Raw genomic sequence first — 19477 nt, 5'->3', positions numbered from 1 at the left:
GCGCCAGCGACTCAACTTACACAACATTCGCCCGTCCGCCCGCGCCGAAACAAGGACTTGCAAGCATGACCGAGCAATATGTCTATCGCTTCGGTGGCGGGGTGTCCGAGGGCAAGGCGGGCGATCGGAACCTGCTCGGCGGCAAGGGCGCCAACCTCGCCGAGATGGCCTCGATCGGCCTGCCGGTGCCGCCGGGCTTCACCATCTCCACCGCGATGTGCGCGCGCTACTACGAGGAGGGCGAACGCTTCCCCGAGTCGCTGCGCGCCGAGGTCGCGACGGGGATCGCGCATGTCGAGGGGATCACCGGCAGGCGCTTCGGCGACGCGGCGGACCCGCTGCTCGTCTCGGTCCGCTCCGGCGCGCGCGTCTCGATGCCGGGGATGATGGACACCGTCCTCAACCTCGGCCTCAACGACGCCACGGTCGAGGGGCTGGCGGCGGCGAGCGGCGACGCGCGCTTCGCCTGGGACAGCTACCGCCGCTTCATCCAGATGTACGCCGACGTGGTGCTCGAGCTCGACCACGGCGCGTTCGAGGAGGCACTGGAGATCGCCAAGGAGGACCGCGGCTACACGCTCGACACCGAGCTGTCCGCGGACGACCTGCGCGGGCTGGTCGCGGAGTATAAGCAGCTGGTGGAGCAGCTCTGGGGGAAGGCCTTCCCGCAGGACGTCCACGACCAGCTCTGGGGCGCCGTGGGCGCGGTCTTCGGCTCGTGGCAGTCGGACCGCGCCAAGGTCTACCGCCGGCTCAACCACATCCCGGGCGACTGGGGCACCGCGGTGAACGTCCAGGCGATGGTGTTCGGCAACATGGGCGACACCAGCGCCACGGGGGTCGCCTTCACGCGCGACCCCTCGACCGGCGAGCGCGCCTATTACGGCGAGTTCCTCATCAACGCGCAGGGCGAGGACGTCGTCGCGGGCATCCGCACGCCGCAGTATCTCACCCGCGCCGCGCGCGAGCGGGCGGGCGCGCGGCCGCTGTCGATGGAGGAGGCGCTGCCGCCGGTCTATGCCGAGCTGGCGCGCGTGTTCGACACGCTCGAGACGCATTATCGCGACATGCAGGACATCGAGTTCACGGTGCAGCAGGGCGTGCTGTGGATGCTCCAGACGCGCTCGGGCAAGCGCACCGCCAAGGCCGCGCTCAAGATCGCGGTCGACATGGCGGAGGAGGGGCTGATCACGCGCGAGGAGGCGATCGCGCGGGTCGACCCCTCCGCGCTCGACCAGTTGCTCCACCCGACGCTCGATCCCGCGGCGGCGCGCGACGTGCTGACCAAGGGGCTGCCCGCCTCCCCGGGCGCCGCCTCGGGCGCGGCGGTGTTCGACGCCGACACCGCCGAGCGCTGGGCCGCCGACGGGCGCGCGGTGATCCTGCTGCGCACCGAGACCAGCCCCGAGGACATCCACGGGATGCACGCCGCCAAGGGCATCCTCACCGCGCGCGGCGGGATGACCAGCCACGCCGCGGTCGTGGCGCGCGGCATGGGGCGGCCGTGCGTCTCGGGCGCGGGGGCGCTGGCGATCGACGCGCGCGCGAAGGTGGCGCGCGTCGGCGGCCGCGAGCTGCGCGAGGGCGACGTGCTGACGATCGATGGCGCCACCGGCGAGGTGATGGCGGGTGAGGTCGCGACGATCCAGCCCGAGCTGGCGGGCGACTTCGGCACGCTGATGGTGTGGGCCGACGCGGTGCGCCGCCTCAAGGTGCGCGCCAACGCCGAGACGCCGGCGGACTGCCGCACCGCGCGCGACTTCGGCGCCGAGGGCGTCGGGCTGTGCCGCACCGAGCATATGTTCTTCGAGAGCGACCGGATCACCGCGGTGCGCCAGATGATCCTGGCGAGCGACGAGCGCGGCCGCCGCGCCGCGCTGGAGAAATTGCTGCCCGCGCAGCGCGCCGACTTCACCGCGATCTTCGAGGTGATGGCGGGTCTGCCGGTGACGGTGCGGCTGCTCGACCCGCCGCTCCACGAGTTCCTGCCGCACGAGGAGAAGGAGTTCGCCGAGGTGGCCGAGGCGGCGGGGGTGGCGGTGGATGTGCTCCGCCGCCGCGCCGCCGAGCTGCACGAGTTCAACCCGATGCTGGGCCATCGCGGCTGCCGGCTGGGGGTGACCTATCCCGAGATCTACGAGACCCAGGCGCGCGCGATCTTCGAGGCCGCGCTCGACGTCGCCGGGAAGAGCGGGGAGGCGCCGATCCCCGAGGTGATGATCCCGCTGGTCGCGACCAAGCGCGAGCTCGACCTCATGAGAGCGGTGGTCGACCGCGCCGCGGAGGCGGTGTTCGCCGAGCGCGGGCAGCGCGTGGAGTATCTGGTCGGTACGATGATCGAGCTGCCGCGCGCCGCGCTCCGGGCCGGCGAGATCGCCGAGAGCGGCGAGTTCTTCTCCTTCGGCACCAACGACCTGACGCAGACGACCTTGGGGGTGAGCCGCGACGACGCGGCGCGCTTCCTCGGCGCCTATGTGGAGCAGGGCATCTACGCGCGCGACCCGTTCGTCAGCCTCGACGTCGAGGGGGTGGGCGAGCTGGTGGCGCTGGCGGCGGAGCGCGGGCGCGCGACGCGGCCGGGGATCAAGCTCGGCATCTGCGGCGAGCACGGCGGCGACCCGGCGTCGATCGCCTTCTGCGAGCAGGTCGGCCTCGACTACGTCTCGGCCTCGCCCTATCGCGTGCCGATCGCGCGGCTCGCCGCGGCGCAGGCGGCGCTGGCGAACCGCGCCGGGTGAGATCGGCCGCGCGCGCGTCACACGTGCGCTCCGCCGCTCCCCCCCGATCTCACCCCAGCGGCCGGCGCTCGCGGATATGGTCGGCGAGCAGGCGCAGCGCGGTCGGCACCTGGCGGCGGCTCGAGTAATAGAGATGGTAGCCGCCACCCACCGCCGCCCAGTCGTCCAGCACCAGCCGCAGCGCGCCCGCCGCCAGCGCGCCCGCGAAGACCGGCTCGGGCCCGTACATCAGCCCGGCACCGCCGCGCGCGAGCGCCAGCCCGATCTCGGTGTCGTCGATCGTCAGCGCGCCGGGCACGTCGATCGCCAGCGCCTCCTCGCCGCGCTCGAACTCCCAATGGTAGATCCGCCCCGCTCCCTGGCGCAGCCGCACGCAGCGGTGCCCCACCAGGTCGCGCGGGTGCGACGGCGTGCCGAAGCGCTCGAGATAGGCCGGGGCGGCCGCCACTACCCAGCGGATGTCGCGCGAGAGCCGCAGCGCGATCATGTCCTCGGGCACCGTCCCGCCGTAGCGGATGCCCGCGTCGAAGCCCTCGCCGACGACGTCGACCAGCCGATTGCTCGCCACCACGTCGACCTCGATGTCGGGGTAGCGCTCGACGAAGCCGGGCAGCACGGGCGCCAGCAGCAGCCGCGCCGCGTCGACCACCACGTTGAGCCGGATCCGCCCCGCCGGCGCGTCGCGGAAGCGGTTGAGCGCCTCGATCGCGCCGTCGATCGCGCGCAGCGGGTCGCTGATCGAGTCGCGCAGCTGCTCGCCCGCGGCGGTCAGCGTGACGCTGCGGTTGGTGCGGTGGAGCAGCCGCACGCCGAGCCGCGCCTCCAGCGCCTTCATCGAGTGGCTCAGCGCCGAGGCGGTGACGCGCAGCTCCACCGCCGCGCGCGCGAAGCTGAGGTGGCGCGCGATCGCGAGGAAATAGCTGAGGTCGGGCAGGTCGGCGCGGCCGGTGGACATGGCGCTGATGTGCGACCTTGCCGGGGCGCTGGCAACCGCCTCAGCGCCGCGCACGCACCAGCGTCACCGCCGCGGTGCCGAGCGCGGTGAGCACCGCCAGCACCGTCAGCAGCAGCGCGAAGTCCCGCGGCGTGGCCAGCGACCAGGTCAGCAGCGGGCCGAGCAGCGATGGCAGCGTGTTGGTGAGGTTGAGCAGCCCCAGATCGCGCCCGCGCCGCCCGGGGTCGGGCAGCAGCTGCAGCGCGAAGGCCGAGTGGAGCGCGAGGAACACCGCCGAGCCGATCGAATAGGTCGCGAAGCCGACCGCCGCGGCGGTGGTGCCGCCCGCCAGCGCCATCGCCGCCAGCCCGGCGACCGCGACCGATCCCGCGGCGACCAGGAAGGGCTGGCGCCGCCCGACTCGGTCCGACCAGCGTCCGACCAGCAGCGCGAGCGGCAAGGGAAGGAGGTAGCAGATCGTCAGCAGCGTCCCGACCTGGCGCGCGAGCACGAGCGGGCGTTCGCCCGGCGCGACGCTCTCGAACACGTAGAGCAGGTAGAGCGACAGCGCGGCGTTGGCGAGCTGCATCAGCAGCCGCGCCGCGGCGGCGATCAGCAGGTCGCGGCGCGGCAATCGCGGCGCGGTCGCCGGGGCAGGATCGCCCGCGCCAGCGTCGCCGCGAAGGAGCAGCAGCGGCAGCAGCGTCAGCGCGGTGAGCAGCGGCAGCAGCGCCAGCCGCGTGGCGTCGCCGAGCGCCTCGTCCGCCACCAGCAGCGCCGAGACCAGCGCCGCGACCGGGTTGCCGAGCGCGATCAGCCCGGCGGCGAGACCCTTGCGCGAGTCGGGCACCTCGTCCGCCAGGATCGGCAGCAGCGGCGCGAGCACCGCGTTGATCGCGACCTGGAACAGCACCACCGCCGCCACGATCGTCGCCGCGCCCGGCGCCGCCGCCACCAGCGCGTAGCTCGCCGCGGTCGCGACCAGCCCGCCCGCGATCCAGCGCCGCCGGCCGCCGCCGCGCACCACCGAGCGGTCGCTCAGCCAGCCGAACAGCACGTTGGACGCGCTCGCCGCCACCGCGCCGCAGATCGCGGTGAGGCTCAGCAGCGGGATGCGCGCGTCGCCCGCGACGGCGTGGATCTTGAGCGGCAGCAGCAAGGTGAGCAGCGGCAGGTAGCCGATCACCCCGCCGGCGTTGGCGAGCGCGAAGGCGAGCAGGAACCACGCCGGGCGCGCTGGTCGGGGAAGGGCGGTGAAGGCCATGGACTCGCGCATGATAGGCCCAGGTGCCGGGTGCGCCACCCCGGACCTCAACGCGATGGCGGGGCGCCGCGGGCTTGGCTATGGCAGGCCGACCGGAGTGACCGGCGTTCGGGGGAGCACAGATGGCACGGCGGCGTCAGTCGGTCACGATCAAGCATGTCGCGGCGGACGCCGGCGTCTCGCTACAGACCGTCAGCCGGGTGATCAACAACGAGCCCAACGTCCGCCCGGCGATGGCCGAGCGCGTGCGCGAGGCGATCGCCAGGCTCGGCTATGTCCCCTCGCTCGCGGCGCAGCGCATGGGCGGCTCGCGCAGCTACCTCATCCTCGCGCTCAACGACCGCGACCGCACGATCAGCGACTGGCGCGCGCGGCAGGGCACCGACTGGGTCGACCAGATGCTGCTCGGCGGCATGCTGACCTGCGCGCGCCACGGCTATCGCCTGCTGCTCGAGCTGGTCGACACGCACGGCGACCGGATCGAGCGCGAGCTGGCCGCGACGATCGCCGCGCTCCAGCCAGACGGCGTGATCCTCACCCCGCCGCACTCGGACAACCCGCTGATCGCCGAGCTGCTCGACCGCCACGACATCGCCTTCGCGCGGATCGGCGCGCAGGGCGGAGGTGCGGGGATCGTGCTGTCGATGGCGGACGAGGCGGGGGCGCGGCGCGCGACCGAGCATCTGCTCGCGCTGGGCCATCGCCGCATCGGCTTCGTCGCCGGACCGGACGATTACACCACCAGCGCGCAGCGCGCCGACGGCTGGCGCGGCGCGATGCGCGACGCCGGGGCGAGCTGCGAGGGGCTGCTCGAGGTCGGCAACTTCGATTTCCCGAGCGGCGAGGCGGCGGCGCGCCGGTTGCTCGGTGCCACGGTACCGCCGAGCGCGATCCTGGCGAGCAGCGACCAGATGGCGCTGGGCGTGCTCGCCGCGGCGCGCGAGCGCGGTCTCGGCGTGCCCGAGGATCTGTCGGTGGTGAGCTTCGACGACACGCCGATCGCGCGCTTCGCGCACCCGCCACTCACCGCGCTGGAGCAGCCGATCGCGGCGACGACGGCGCGCGCGGTGGAGCTGATCATCGCGCAGCTCGGCGGGCGCGCGCGCCCCGCCGCGCCGGTCGTGATCGCGGGCGAGCTCAAGGTCCGCGCCTCGACCGCGAAGCCGCGGTGAGAGGGGCGCTGTTGATCCCATGCGGACAGGTCGCCTATCTCGCTCGCCTCATCCTGAGATCATCGGGATCAACAGGGCCGCACTCCTGAAGCGTGAGGAGCTAGCGCGGCGGTGGACTCCGAGACGAGTTTAGGAAGACGGAAGAAAGGGAGTCGGCATCTCGCGCAGCATGCCGAACTAGGCCGCCTCGCGCCGCCGCTGCCAATCGCGCACCAGCGCCGCCGCCGCCTCGGCCTCGACCGGGGGCGAGAACAGATAGCCCTGCACCGCGCCGCAGCCGATCCGCAGCAGCGCGTCGAGCTGCGCCTCGGTCTCCACTCCCTCGGCCACGCATTCCAGCGCGAGCGAGCGGCACAACGCCACCACCGCCGCCACCACCGCCCAGCCGCGCGACGCTTCCACGTCAGCGAGGAAGCTGCGGTCGATCTTGACCTTGTCGAGCGGTAGCTGGTGAAGGTTGCTGAGGCTGGAGTGGCCGGTGCCGAAATCGTCGAGCGCCACCTTGATGCCGCGGGCGCGCAGCTGTGTCAGCGCGCGCGCGGCGGCGGGCGGGTCGCGCATCACCGCGGTCTCGGTCACCTCGATCCAGATTCGCTCTGGCGCCACGCCCGAGGCGGCGATCTCGCGCTCGATCGCTGCCATGGTCGCGGGCGAGTGGAGGTCGCACGCCGAGAGGTTGAACGACAGCGCCAGGTCGCCCGGCAGCGCGTGCGACGCCGCCAGCCCCTTGCGCACCACCGCCAGGGTGATGCCGTGGATCAGCGACGATCGCTCGGCGATGGCGATGAACTCGGCCGGCGGCACCTCGCCGACCAGCGGACTGCGCCAGCGCGCGAGCCACTCCACCGCGACCACGGTACCGCTCGCCGCGGCGAGGATCGGCTGGGCGACGACGCGCAGCTCCTCGTCGAGCGCGCTCGCCTGAAGCGCCGCCTCGATCGCGCGGTCGGTGCGGATCGCGCGCGCCATGTCGGGGGTGAAGACGCAGGTGCCCCCGCCGTTGACCCGCTTGGCATGATACAGCGCGTAGTCGGCGCGATCGAACAGCTCGCCCGCCGGCTTGACGGGTGCGCCCGCATCGCCCGACAGCGCCAGCCCGAGCGAGCCGCCGACCGCGACGCGCAGCTCGCCGACGCTGAACGGCGCGGCGATGCTCTGGCACAGCCACTCGGCCGCCGCGACCGCCTCGTCGCGCGCGCCGACGGTGAGCAGCCCGAACTCGTCGCCGCCGAGCCGGTAGACGGTGGTGGCGCCGCCCGCGATGGCGCACATCCGCCGCGCCAGCTCGACCAGCAGAAGGTCGCCGACCTGATGGCCATAGGTGTCGTTGACCGGCTTGAACCGGTCGAGGTCGAGCAGCCCCACCGCGAAGGGCATCTCGTCGCGCGCGGCGGCGAGCAGGTCGAGGTCGTGGTGGAACTGGCGGCGGTTGGGCAACGCGGTGAGGCTGTCGGTCAGCGCGAGCCGGCCGTTCTCGGCGTTGAGCCGTACCAGCTCGGCGTGCTGACGCTCCAGCGCGGCGCGCGCCGCCACCTGATCGCGGAAATAGTCGAAGCTGTTGAACAGCACGCGCAGCAAAACGGCGACCACCAGCGCGACGTTGGTGGCGATCACCGCGAACATGACCTGATAGTGCGCCAGGCAGGCGGCGATGAAGGGCGGCACCACCATCATCGCCACCAGCAGCGCGGCCTGGGGCAGCGACATCAGGCAGAAGACGCATCCCATCACCGTAGTGGAGAGATAGACCGCGGCATGGGTCTGCTGCGCCGCGCCGCCGTATCCCATCAGCAGCAGCGACCACACCATATAGGCGGTGGCGACCGGCGCCGCGGCGGCGGTGATCGTGCGCAGCTGTCGCCGCGCCGTCGCGGGCGAGGGCACGACGCCGCTCCGCCCCGCGCGCGCCCAGCGCACCAGCCGCACGAACGTTACCACGAACAGCAGCGCCGGGATCGTCACGGTCAGCGACGCCGGCGCGCTGTCGCGATGCGTCACCGCGACGGCGAAGGAGTTGATCAGCAGCAGGCCGTAGAGCAGCGGCACCTGGCGATAGAGGTTGGTGACCTGCGCGATCGCCAGCCGCGGATCGTCCCCGATCCCGGCGTACCAACGATACAGCCGCCTCACCATCGCACCCCCGATCGCGTGCCCGCGCCTTCCCCGCGTCGAGCCATAGAGCGGATGGGCTGACGATACACTAACCCGGTGCCCGCGATTCCTTCCAATTGCCCGAACGTTGCGGAGCCGCAGTGATAGTGGGCTCCGTGTTCGAGAGCCCCCCTGTTCGGAGGGGGGAGCGCCGCGTACGCACATCCGATCTCTCGAATCCGATGCTGGATCCATCCGACTCCATCGTGCCGACCCGATGTCCTCGCCTGTTCGAGAAGAGCGGCGCCACACACCTCCGTCACCCCGGACTCGGTTCGATCACGGGGCGGACTCGCATAGCGACCGGCTAAGCGGAGGGGCGCCGCTCGTCCCCCGGCAGGTCGGCCCGAACCAGGCCGCTCGCCGCGTCGCGCGAGAGCAGCTCGAGCCGTTGCGGCACCGTGCCGAGCTCGATCCCTTCCTCGCGGAAGCGCCGCAGCAGCACGGTGAAGATCGCGCTGCGGGCGCTGTACGCGGCGCGGGGTGAGCCGACGTGCGCGAAGCAGTTGAAGAAGATTCGCCCGTCCACGATCGAGTCGATGAAGATCGCGGGAGCAGGATCGTCGAGGATCGCGCTCTCGTCGGCGAAGGCCTGGGCGACGATCGCACGCACCCGGTCGGCGTCGCTCTCCAGCGGCACCGAGAATTGCACCTGGATGCGGCCGAGCGGGCTCGCCAGCGTCTTGTTGAGCACCGATTTGGTGATCAGCTCGCTGTTGGGAACGATCAGCGTGGAATGATCGGGCAGCGCGATCTCGGTCGAGCGCACGCTGATGCGCTTGACGTCGCCCTCGTCGGTGCCGACGCGGATCCAGTCGCCGATCTTGATCGGCCGCTCCGCCAGCAGGATCAACCCCGACACGAAGTTGGAGGTGATCGCCTGCAGGCCGAAGCCGATGCCGACCGACAGCGCGGAGAGCAGGAGCGCGATCCGCTCCACGCCGATGCCGAGCGAGGCCAGCGCCCAGATCACCGCCAGCGCCACGCCGACGTAGCGCGCCACCAGGCTGACCGAGTTGCGCCCCGACCCGTCGAGGTCGGTGGCGGGCAGGTAGCGCTGCTCGAGCCAGCGCATGAAGCCGCGCACCAGCGCCAGCCCGACGAACAGCACGACGATGCCGCGCAGGATCGTCCCCGGCGAGATCGCGATCCCGCCGACCTGCACGCCCTGCGCCAGCGTCCCCAGGCGGGAGGCCAGCGCACCGACGCCGTTGCCGCCGTTGAACGGCGAGAAGAGCAGCCCGAAGGCGGTCAGCGCGAGCACCAGCCGCAGCACGCCCGAGGCGAGCACGCCGAACTGCTCGATCAGGGCGCCCCGCACGCCGAGCGCGCGCGACAGCGTCCGCCCGAGTCCGCCGTCGCGCGCGAACACCGTGGTGGCGACGTCGTCGATCGCCGCCATCAGCAGGAAGGTGGCGCTGCCCAGCACCAGCCCCCAGGCGACCAGCTGCCCGGCGAAGCGCGCGAGCCCGAGATAGCCGAGCAGCAGCGCGAAGGTGGCGACCAGCACCACCACCCAGGCGACCAGTGCCGCCGCGCCGAGCCCCGCGCGCGCGGGCGCCTCCTCGTCCTCGGCACGCGCGGCGCGCAGCCGCCCGAGCGCGACCAGGGCCGCGGCGAGGAGCGCGAGGTGGAGCAGCGCCTCGATCGCCTGGGTCGCGCTCAGCGCGGCGGCGCTGGCGCCGACCAACGTGTTGAAGCGCTCGACCATGATCGCGAAGAAAGCGACCGCGGCGAGCAGCCAGCTGAACGGGCGCAGCCGCCGCGCGACGTCGTCGGCGATCGGCGCGACCCGCCAGCTCGGCTGGTGGCGCATCAGCACCGCGCCGGTGACCGCGACGGTGAAGCCGGCGAAGGAGGTCGCCTGGACGAACGAGTCCGCCAGGTCGCTCCACACCGCGGGCACCAGCCCGGACCAGCGCAGCCCCTGCACCAGCGCGAAGCTGGCGAGCAGCGGGGTGAGCGTGCCGACCAGTACGCGCCAGATCGCGTTGCCCGAGCGGCGCACGCGATGGCCCGGCGCGTCGTCGATCAGGAAGCGCAGCCCGACCCGGACCGCCGCGGCGCGCCCCGGCAGGGCGATCGCGAGCGCGACAAGCAGGCCGAGTAGCGCTGGCCAGATCGGCGCGTCGCGCCAGCCCGCGGCGAGCTGGCGCGTGCCGAGCGTGAGCATCACCTCGATCCGGCGCAGGTCGCGCGGTGCCGCCTGGAGCACCGCTCCCCAGAAAGCGGGCGACAGCGGCGAGGGAACGCGCGCCGCGATCGTCTGGCTGAACTGCTCGGCCTCGGTGCGGTCGATCTCCTCGACCAGTTGCTGCGCCTCGACCGCGATCAGTCGCCCGCGCTTGCTGTTCGAATCGATCGCGGTGCGCTGGCGCGCCAGCCGCGCGCGCTGCGCGGCCAAGTCGGGCGCCTCGCTCGCGGCGGCGGGGCCGAGCTGCGCGGCGCGCGCGTCGACCAGGGCGAGCTGGTCGGTGAGGTCGTCGGCGGCGGCGGCGGCGTCCTCGCGCGCGGCATTGACTCGCTCGCGCAGTGTGTCGCGCGCCTCGCGATCGGCCGACTGGTCGAGCGCGCCGTCGACCGCGCGCACTTCCCGCTCCGCCTTGATCAGCCGCGCGGTGGCGGCGGTGACCGGGTCGACCTCGGCGGCGGCGAGTGGCGCCGGCAGCAGTGCCAGCAGCGCCAGCAGCGACAGCGCGGCGGCGACGCGCGCGCGAGCGTACAGCGAGGAGCAGGTCATCGCCGCGGCGATAGCAGAGCCGGGAGGGGCGCGGCCAGTGCGGGTCGGGGTGAGATCGGCGCGCTTGGTCCTGGATCCTCTTCTCGTACCATCGTGCACTCGTCCCAGGATGACCGCGGCGCGAAAGCGGCGCGGGCACGAAGTGCATCGCACGCGTGCCCGCTCCCCTAATGCCGCGTTCCGCTCTACACCGGTGCCGGAGAGGAGACCGGCGTGGCGGAGCGGGAGCGGGTGAGGCGGGTGGTGATCCTCGGCGGCGGTACCGCTGGCTGGATGACCGCGGTCGCGCTCGCACGCCAGCTCGGCCGCTCGGTCGCGATCACGCTGCTTGAGTCGGAGGAGATCGGCACGGTCGGCGTGGGCGAGGCGACGATCCCGACGATCCACTGGTTCAACGAGCTGATCGGCCTCGACGAGCCCGCCTTCCTGCGCGCGACGGGGGCGACCTACAAGCTCGGTATCGAGTTCGTCGACTGGGCGCGGCCGGGGCATCGCTACTTCCACCCGTTCGGCCAATATGGCGCGGCGCTGCCCGGCGTCGCCTTCCATCACCGCTGGCTGCGCGCCCGCGGGGAGGGACTCGACCTGCCGCTCGCGGCGCTGTCGCTCACCACCCGGGCGGCGCTGGACGGGCGCTTCGCCAAGCCCGCGGCGGAGCAGCGCTCGATCCTGTCGACGCTCGGCTACGCCTATCATTTCGACGCCGCGCGCTACGCCGCGCATCTGCGCGCGCTCGCCGAGGCGGCGGGCGTGATGCGGATCGAGGGGCGGCTCGGCACGGTCGAGCGCGACGCGGAGGGCGGACGGATCACGGCGCTGACGACGCGACGCGGCGAGCGGCTCGCGGGCGAGCTGTTCGTCGACTGCTCGGGCTTCCGCGCGCTGCTGATCGCGGGTGAGATGGGCGTCGGCTACGACGACTGGTCGCGCTGGCTGATGTGCGACCGCGCGGTGGCGGTGCCGTGCGCGGCGACGCGGCCGACCTTGCCCTACACGCGCTCGACCGCGCTGGCGGCGGGTTGGCAGTGGCGGATCCCGCTGCAGCACCGCACCGGCAACGGCTATGTCTACGCCTCGGCGCATCTATCCGACGACGAGGCGGCGGCGACGCTGCTGGCCCGGCTCGACGGCGAGGCGCTGGCCGAGCCGCGCTTCCTGCGCTTCACCGCGGGCGCGCGGCTTGAGCCGTGGCGCGGCAACGTGATCGCGATCGGGCTATCGGCGGGCTTCCTGGAGCCGCTCGAATCCACCAGCATCCACCTGATCCAGAGCGGCATCGCCAAGCTCCTGACGCTCTTCCCCGAGCGCGGCGACGACGCGGCGCTGGCGGCACGCTACAACCGGCTCATGGCGGCGGAGATGGAGCGGATCCGCGACTTCCTGATCCTCCACTATCACGCGCAGCGCGGGAAGCCCGAGCCGCTATGGGCGGCGTGTCGGGAGATGGCGCTGCCCGCGGCACTGGTCGAGCGCGAGGCGCTGTACCGCCGCGGCGGGCGGCTGATGCTGGAGCCCGACGAGCTCTTCCGCGAGGCGAGCTGGCTGGCGGTGCTGGAGGGGCAGGGGATCGCGGCCGAGGGCTACCACCCGCTCGCCGACGCGCTGGACGGTGCCGCCAACGCCGAGCAGGTACGCGCGCTCGCCGCGCTGATCGCGCGCGCCGCGCCGACGCTGCCCGCGCACGACGCCGCGCTGGCGGCGGCGATGGGGTGAGGCGCCGGCGAGGCGGTCACAGCGTTGCGCGCTCCGGCGGACCCCGAAGCCCAGGGGCGCGGCGCCGTGGCTCTGGGTGCCTGGGTGCGCAGCAGCGGTGGCGCGCTCAATGCGGCGGACGCACCGCCAGGTACACCGTGCTCCACAGTTGTGCCGCGTTGGATTCGTCGACGTCCTTCTTGCCCGCGCCGAACGCCACCACCTTGTAGCGGCCGTCTGCATAGGCCCAGGACCACAGTTCCGAGCTCTGCGTCGCGCGGGTCGCCGCGATCGCGCGCCACAGCCGCGCCTGCGCCTCGGTCAGCACCGTACGGGTCGAGGCGGGCAGGTCGCGCCGCTTCAGCTGGCGCTCGAGCCCAGCGGCGAACAGCGCCTGCTGCCACGACCACACCACCGCGCCGTGATACGCCGCCGGCGTGAAGCGCGCCTGGGTCGCGGCGTCCGCCAGCGCGGCGTTGGCGACCAGCATCCCGACATCGGTCATCAGCCCGGCCGGGAAGGGGCGCATCAGCGCGGCGACGTCCCGCTCGAGCTCGGCCGCGGGGGGTGCGCCGAACAGCAGCGCGAAGCCCTCGTCGGAGTTGAGGATCGGCACCGGCCGGCCGCGCTCGTCGAGCGACAGCGCGTGATAGACCAGCGGCGTCTGCCCCAGGCTGGACAACGCGGGCCCCGCCGACACGCCGAGCGCGCGCGCATAGGCCGCGATCCTCGGGGCCGCCTCGCGCGCGGGCAGCTCGACGCGGAACAAGGCGGGCGCGCGCTCGCGCCACGTCGCCGCCATCGCCGCGGCGCGCGCCAGTCCGTCGCGATCGGCGGCGCTCGCATAGGGCTCGAGCAGGCCCGCCGCGCTCAGCCGTGCCGCCGCGTCGAGCGCGGCGGGCACCAGCACCGCGTTGACGTCATAGGGGTAGCGCCCGCGCCCGAGCCCCTCCTCGCTGTCGCGCCACTGTCCGGTCATGCGGCCCGGGCGCAGCGCGACGAGCCGGTCGACCGCGGGCGCCTCGGAGAAGCCGCGCGCGCGCTCGATCACCAATCGCAGGTTGCGCAACAGCGAGGCGCCCGCCGGCTCGCTGGTCCCGGGGCGCGCCTCGCTCGCGATCGGCCGCGCCAGGAAGGCGCTCGCGCGCGATGGGTCTGCGTGCTCGAGCAGATAGGCCGCGGCCACCGGCGCTAGCATGAAATCGTCGTCGATCATCGCATAGTCGAGCGTCGCGGCGTCGCCGTTGCGCCCGGCCTTGCGGTTCTCGAGCAGGGCGAACTCGGAGAGGCCCTCCTCGTGCGCGACGTCGCCGTCGGCGGCGAGCCGCGCCAGCACCGCGCCGAGCCCCGCCTCCACGGCGGTGGACTGGAGCGCGGGCATCAGCAGCCGCACCGACATCAGCGTGTCGCGCCCGAAATAGGTGTCGAAGCGCCACGAGCCCGCCAGGAACTTCTCGCGATAGCTGAGGAAACGCAGCGCGTCGCGCGCGGCGGGATCGTCGGCGGCCGCGGCGTTGAGCAGCTCGGGCAGCGCGATGCCGGTGAGCGGAGTGTCGCCGGTGAGGGCGGTGATCTCGACCCGGATGCGGCCGTCGCGCCCCGCCACCAGCGTTCCGCGTTCGACCCGGCCGGCGAGCACCCGCAGCGTCAGTCGATAACCGGGTGCACCGTCGGCCCGGTCGCGCGCGTAGGTGATCGTGTCGCGGTTGACCCGCGGCGCCACCGCGACCTCGGACGGGAAGCGGCCGACCGACTGATAGTCGCGCAGGAACCGGACGTTGGAGAGCACCGCCTGGCGCAGCGCCAGCCGCGGCGCGGCGAGGCTGGCGACGGCGCGGATACCGTGGAGTGGGCGCCCGCGGGCGTCGGGCAGCGTGATCGCCGCGGGCGCACGGTCGAGCCGCCACGTGACCGGCGCGGCGGTGCGCGCGAACCACAGCCCGACCCCGCTGTTGCCGGCGGGGAAAGCGACGAGGATGCGAGGCTCCGCACCGTCGCGCAGCAGCAGGTGCGCCGCGGTGGCGCCGTCGCGCAGGAAGGCGTTGAGATTGTCGCCCTCGTTGAGCTGATAGGCCAGCTCGGGCGGCCGCTGGGCGAGCGCGACACCGGCGCTGCCCGCGAGCAGCAGCGCGGCGAGAAGACGGGCGGCGCGGGTCATGGTCGGGCTCCGGATGAGAGGGGCTGCAGCATCAGCATAGTAGCGCCCGGCGTGCTCCTGCGCACGCGGGAGCCCAGGATCGCGGCCGGCGCGCGGTCGACGCGGGACTCCTGCGTGCGCGGGAGCACGGTTCGGATCCCGTGGGGCGGCTCGCGCGCGACCCTCGAGGGTAACGGCCTCATGTGACCGCGTGGACGGGAACGCGGGGTGGGGGCGATGCGACACCGCTTGCCCCCCATCCACTCAGAAGCGCAGCGTCACCGACCCGCCATAGGTCGGGCCGACGATGCCGCGGGCGTAGAAGTAGCCCTCGGTGATCGCCTGCGTCTGCCCCTGGCGCGGGTTGCCCTCGGTCAGGCCGACGACGTTGAAGATGTTCTCCGCGTTGAAGCTCACCTGCAGCTGCGGCGTGACGTTGACGTTGATGCCCGCGCTGGTGACGCCATAGCCCGGCAGCGCCACGCCGTTGCCCGCGTCGGCGAAGATCTTGCCGACATATTTGTAGCGCGCGTAGATGTCGCCCAGCCCGTTGGGCAGCTGGATCGCGGGGGTAACGGTCCACAAGGTCGAGGGCGTCCGCTCGGGTCGATTGCCCTCATAGCCCGCCTGGGTGGCGCCATCGAGCTGGAGGTTCTCCAGCCGCGGGTCCTGGAACACCGCCTGGCCGTCGATCGAGAACCAGCGCACCGGGCGCAGCATCAGGTCGACCTCGATGCCCTTCGTGCGCAGGTCGGCGTTGATGTTCTGCTGCTGCGCCGGGTTCTCCGGGTTGGCGAAATTGTAGTTCTGGTCGTCGAAGTTGGTGCGGAATGCCGTGACCGAGCCGCTGAAGAAACGCTCATACTGATAACGGATCCCCGCTTCGTACAATTTGATCGTGGTGATCGGGTCGGCGCTGTTGGTCTGGAAACCGTCGGCGTAGCGGGCGTAGATCGAGAGGTTCGGCGTGATCAGGTAATTGGCGCCGACGGTCCAGGCGATCTTCTCCTGCGTGCGGTTGAGCGTGGCATATCGACCGGCGAAGGTCGGGCCGACCGTCGGCACGAGGCCGGCGGTGCCCTGTGGTACCAGCTGCTGGAACACGCCCGGGCGGATCTCGACGATGCGGTTGGCGGCGTCGATCGCGGCGGCGTCGATGCCGTCGCGCGCGGTCGACTGGATGTTCTCGAAGCGGATGCCGCCGTCGATGCGCAGCTTGCCGATCGCCAGCTCGTCGTTGGCGTAGAGCGACACGGCGTTGTCGTCGCGCACGCGGATGCCGTTGCCCCAGTCACCGTAGGAGACCAGCCCGTTGTCGCTCAGCGTGCCGATCACGTTGTTGCCGCCGTCGAGCGCGACGATGTCGTAGATGTCGCTGTCGTTGCGCACGTCGTTGACGACGCTGGCGACCGCCGACTGGTTCTGGCGGCGGTGGACGGCGTAGTACATCATGCCCGCGGTGAGCGAGTTGGTGAAGCTGCCGCCCTGATATTCCCAGCGCCCGCCCAGGTTGAGCCCGAAGTCGTGCGCGTCGAGCCGGTCGTGGTTGAGCGTGGTGCGCTGGAGGAAGCCGTTGCCGTTGAGCGCGTTGAGCTCGCTCGTCTGGTTCGAGCCGAGCACCGTGCCGGTGCGCAGGTTGCGGATGCCGAAGCGTGCGGTCGTCGGGAAGGCGAACGAGCCGAGCGACAGCAGGTCGCTGATCGGCGAGCCGCTGCCCGGCGTCAGGTAGCTGACCGCGCTCGCCAGACCGGCGTTACCGGTGCCAGAGCCGGGGAATAGGCCGTTGAAATCGTATTTGTAGTCGAGATAGCGGCCGCGCAGGAACACGTCGAACGTGTCTGTCACGGGCTTCTCGAAGTCGACGCGGAACTGGTTGGAGATCGCCTTGATGCCCTGGTCGTAACGGAAGTCGCGGATGCCGTCGCTCTCCACGAAGGTCGATACCGGCACCGCGATGTTGCGGAAGGCGTCGCCGCCGATATTGTCGCGCTGTGTGTCGAGGCCCGGGAAGCCGCTCGGCTTGCCGTTGTCGTAGCGGTACGGCATGCTGGCGTAATAGGCCGTGTTCATGTCGCCGCGTTTGGCGGAGAGCCGCAGGAAGCCGCCGTCGTCGAAGCGGTATTCCAGCATCGCCTTCACGCGATAGCCGTCATAGTCGAACGGGTTGCGCCGCACCCCCGGGCTGCTCTGATAATAGCCGCCGATGCTGAAGGCGAGATTCTCGGCGAGCGGCGCGGAGACGTAGAGGTCGGCGCGCTTGAGCCCGTAATTGTAGTAGGTGCCGCGCGCGATCGCCTCGAAGCGGTCCTGATTGGGGCGCTTCGAGATGAAGTTGATCGTCGCGCCCGCGCCGTTGACGGTGAGCACGCCCGACGAGCCGCCCTTGACCGCCTCGAGCCGGTCGATCGTGAGGTCCTGCTGGAAGAAGAAGTCGGCGCCACCGCCGCCGTAGAGGATCGGCATGCCGTCCTCCTCGAGCTGGACGAAGCGTTGCCCGCCACCCTGGAGGCCGCGCACCGAGTAATTGTTCGACGCCTCGCCCGCGGTGCCCTCGACGAAGATGCCGGGCACCAGCTCGAGCATGTCGGCGGTGGAGCGTGGCGCGCGGCGATCGATGTCGTCCCGGGTGGCGTAGGTGATGTCGGCCGAGGAGGTGATCAGCGGGCGGTCGCGCGAGGTCTGGCCGGTGACGACGATGTCCTGCAGCCCGTCGGCGTCGTCGGCCGCCGGCGCCGCGGCGGGCGCGGCGCCCGGCGCGTCCTGCGCGGCGGAGGGCGCACCGGCCTGGTCAATAGGCTGGGTCGCGGCGGGCGGATCGGTGGCGACGGTCTGCGCCGACGCGGGCGCGAGCGGCAACAGCGCGGCGCCCGCCAGCAAAACGGCGCGGCGCGAGGTGAGTAGCGGCATCTTCCCCTCCTGACGGACGTGAGTCGCGCTGCTCTCTCGATGGTGGCAGCGTCGAGCTGGCTTTATGCCCGCGTTAATCGATTTCAAAGAGCCGGCGGGACCGGTCCGGGACGATCGCGCGCGGGCTGTGGCCGGCGCGCAACGGTGGCGCCTCGGCCGTGCGGGCGCAGGCCGAGGCGGCGCCGGCCACCCCGCGCCGCGCTTGCCGACGGTTTGCGCCCCGCTCGTCGACCATGGCATTGGCACGTCAGGTCGGCGCGCGGGCAGGGTCGTCCGATCGCGCCAGCCCCTCACAGGAAGGGGCGGCCGCCGGTGACCGCGATCGTCGCGGCCAGGATGTAGCTCGCCTCGTCGCTGGCGAGCATGACATAGGCCGGCGCCAGCTCGGCGGGCTGGGCGGCCCGGCCGATCGGCGTGTTGTCGCCGAAGCTCCGCACCTTCTCGGGCGGCATGGTCGATGGGATCAGCGGCGTCCACACCGGACCCGGCGCGACTGCGTTGACGCGGATCCCACGCGCGGCGAGCATCTGTCCCAGCCCGGCAGTGAAATTGTGGATCGCGCCCTTGGTGGTGGCATAAGCGAGCAGCTGTTCGTTGGGCTGGTCGGCGTTGATCGAGGTGGTGTTGATGATCGACGACCCCTCGCGCATGTACGGCACCGCGGCTTTCGACAGGTAGAACATCGCGTGGATGTTGGTGGCGAAGGTGCGCTGCCACTCGTCGTCGGCGATGTCCTCGATCGACTGGAAGCTGGCCTGGTGCGCGGCGTTGTTGACGAGGACGTCGATGCGGCCGAACGCCTCGACGGCGCGATTGACCACGGCGCGCGCGTGCGCGGGGTCACTGATGTCGCCGGGGACCAGCACCGCCCGGCGCCCGGCCTGCTCGACCAGTCGCTGTGTCTCGCGCGCGTCCTCCTCCTCGCTGAGGTAGGAGATCAGCACGTCGGCGCCCTCGCGCGCGAAGGCGAGCGCGACCGCTCGGCCGATCCCGCTGTCGCCGCCGGTGATGATCGTCTTCTTGTCGGTGAGCCGGCCCCGGCCGACATAGCTGTGCTCGCCATGGTCGGGGCGCGGGTTCATCGCCGCGGTGGTGCCGGGCATCGGCTGCTGCTGCTCGGGATAGGGCGGGGCGGGGCGGTCGGTCACGGCGCGATCTCCATCATGGGTCGGGCGGTCAACCGATCGGAGTGCGGGTGACGTTCCGACCATTGACGTGAATCAGCCGGTCTGTCCGCTGGATGGCTCGTGCGACGAACTGACATCTCGGCGCCAAAAAACTGTCATCGAATCGCTTGACCCCTTTGTGTGTGCTGCATATATGCGTCGTCACCGGACGGGGCGGGCTGCTGAGGCAGCGTTGCTTGGTCGGTCGTCAGATAGGAAGGACGCTGTTCTCCCCGGTAGGGATACGGGGGATGGGCGGTTGTCCGGTTTCTTCGTCGGCGGCTCTTTGACATTGTAGGTTATAGATGAAGGGACATGTGGACGGTGGTCTGCGGGTCTGGCGCATTCAAGGTGCGTTGGGGTCGTCAGAGTTTAAGCCGTTTCATGTGTCTTTCACGTATCCATATGTGAAGTGCAGGAACGGCTCCTTGAAGTGAGCGGTGCATATCTGGTTATTCCGCCGGGTGTGTATCGAGCATCAAACTTGAGAGTTTGATCCTGGCTCAGAACGAACGCTGGCGGCATGCCTAACACATGCAAGTCGAACGAAGGCTTCGGCCTTAGTGGCGCACGGGT

Annotated in this window: 10 protein-coding genes and 1 rRNA gene; 4 read left to right on the top strand and 7 right to left on the bottom strand. The window is 71.9% G+C overall.

Annotated features, from left to right (window positions below; all coding sequences use genetic code 11):
• The first annotated feature begins 65 nt into the window (after positions 1-65).
• Positions 66-2738, top strand: a complete 2673-nt coding sequence (gene ppdK, locus KZ813_RS08845) for a pyruvate, phosphate dikinase (RefSeq protein WP_219754624.1) — start codon at positions 66-68, stop codon at positions 2736-2738.
• A 49-nt stretch (positions 2739-2787) separates the two neighbouring features.
• Here the strand turns inward: ppdK and KZ813_RS08840 are convergent, their stop codons facing one another.
• A complete protein-coding gene (locus KZ813_RS08840; protein WP_219754623.1) occupies positions 2788-3693 on the bottom strand; it encodes a LysR family transcriptional regulator in 906 nt (301 codons plus the stop codon).
• A 40-nt stretch (positions 3694-3733) separates the two neighbouring features.
• A complete protein-coding gene (locus tag KZ813_RS08835) occupies positions 3734-4936 on the bottom strand; it encodes an MFS transporter (RefSeq protein ID WP_219754622.1) in 1203 nt (400 codons plus the stop codon).
• Positions 4937-5058: 122 nt separating this feature from the next.
• Here KZ813_RS08835 and KZ813_RS08830 point away from each other — a divergent pair, with 122 nt between their 5' ends.
• Positions 5059-6108 (top strand): LacI family DNA-binding transcriptional regulator, encoded by a 1050-nt coding sequence (locus KZ813_RS08830; protein WP_219754621.1) that lies wholly within the window; start codon positions 5059-5061, stop codon positions 6106-6108.
• Positions 6109-6285: 177 nt separating this feature from the next.
• Here KZ813_RS08830 and KZ813_RS08825 read toward each other — a convergent pair whose 3' ends face one another.
• Together KZ813_RS08825 and KZ813_RS08820 are read right to left on the bottom strand one after the other, a co-directional pair.
• Positions 6286-8241 (bottom strand): putative bifunctional diguanylate cyclase/phosphodiesterase, encoded by a 1956-nt coding sequence (locus KZ813_RS08825; RefSeq protein ID WP_219754620.1) that lies wholly within the window; start codon positions 8239-8241, stop codon positions 6286-6288.
• A gap of 325 nt (positions 8242-8566) precedes the next feature.
• The gene (locus tag KZ813_RS08820; RefSeq protein ID WP_219754619.1) at positions 8567-10999 is read right to left on the bottom strand and encodes a DUF3772 domain-containing protein; all 2433 of its coding nucleotides are present in this window, start codon (positions 10997-10999) and stop codon (positions 8567-8569) included.
• A gap of 213 nt (positions 11000-11212) precedes the next feature.
• Here KZ813_RS08820 and KZ813_RS08815 point away from each other — a divergent pair, with 213 nt between their 5' ends.
• Complete coding sequence (locus tag KZ813_RS08815; RefSeq protein ID WP_308461838.1) at positions 11213-12712, top strand: tryptophan halogenase family protein; 1500 nt, start codon at positions 11213-11215, stop codon at positions 12710-12712.
• Between the two features lie 106 nt (positions 12713-12818).
• Here the strand turns inward: KZ813_RS08815 and KZ813_RS08810 are convergent, their stop codons facing one another.
• The 3 genes from KZ813_RS08810 to KZ813_RS08800 form a co-directional block, all read right to left on the bottom strand.
• Positions 12819-14849: a hypothetical protein gene (locus KZ813_RS08810; protein WP_219754618.1), complete on the bottom strand. Its 2031-nt coding sequence runs from the start codon at positions 14847-14849 to the stop codon at positions 12819-12821.
• A gap of 243 nt (positions 14850-15092) precedes the next feature.
• Positions 15093-17735, bottom strand: a complete 2643-nt coding sequence (locus KZ813_RS08805; RefSeq protein WP_219754617.1) for a TonB-dependent receptor domain-containing protein — start codon at positions 17733-17735, stop codon at positions 15093-15095.
• 290 nt (positions 17736-18025) lie between these two features.
• Complete coding sequence (locus KZ813_RS08800) at positions 18026-18883, bottom strand: glucose 1-dehydrogenase (protein ID WP_308461837.1); 858 nt, start codon at positions 18881-18883, stop codon at positions 18026-18028.
• A gap of 498 nt (positions 18884-19381) precedes the next feature.
• On the opposite strand from KZ813_RS08800, the gene KZ813_RS08795 reads away from it, so the two are divergent.
• Positions 19382-19477 (top strand): 16S ribosomal RNA (locus KZ813_RS08795); the annotation flags it as partial.

Source organism: Sphingomonas folli, assembly GCF_019429525.1.
GTDB classification, from domain to species: Bacteria; Pseudomonadota; Alphaproteobacteria; order Sphingomonadales; family Sphingomonadaceae; genus Sphingomonas; species Sphingomonas folii.
This window is presented reverse-complemented; position numbering and strand designations above follow the sequence as displayed.

Coding starts and splice junctions, on each gene's coding strand:
- KZ813_RS08830 (WP_219754621.1), top strand. CDS start 5,059: ATGGCACGGCGGCGTCAGTCGGTCACGATCAAGCATGTCGCGGCGGAC.
- KZ813_RS08805 (WP_219754617.1), bottom strand. CDS start 17,735: ATGCCGCTACTCACCTCGCGCCGCGCCGTTTTGCTGGCGGGCGCCGCG.
- KZ813_RS08840 (WP_219754623.1), bottom strand. CDS start 3,693: ATGTCCACCGGCCGCGCCGACCTGCCCGACCTCAGCTATTTCCTCGCG.
- ppdK (WP_219754624.1), top strand. CDS start 66: ATGACCGAGCAATATGTCTATCGCTTCGGTGGCGGGGTGTCCGAGGGC.
- KZ813_RS08825 (WP_219754620.1), bottom strand. CDS start 8,241: ATGGTGAGGCGGCTGTATCGTTGGTACGCCGGGATCGGGGACGATCCG.
- KZ813_RS08820 (WP_219754619.1), bottom strand. CDS start 10,999: ATGACCTGCTCCTCGCTGTACGCTCGCGCGCGCGTCGCCGCCGCGCTG.
- KZ813_RS08810 (WP_219754618.1), bottom strand. CDS start 14,849: ATGACCCGCGCCGCCCGTCTTCTCGCCGCGCTGCTGCTCGCGGGCAGC.
- KZ813_RS08835 (WP_219754622.1), bottom strand. CDS start 4,936: ATGGCCTTCACCGCCCTTCCCCGACCAGCGCGCCCGGCGTGGTTCCTG.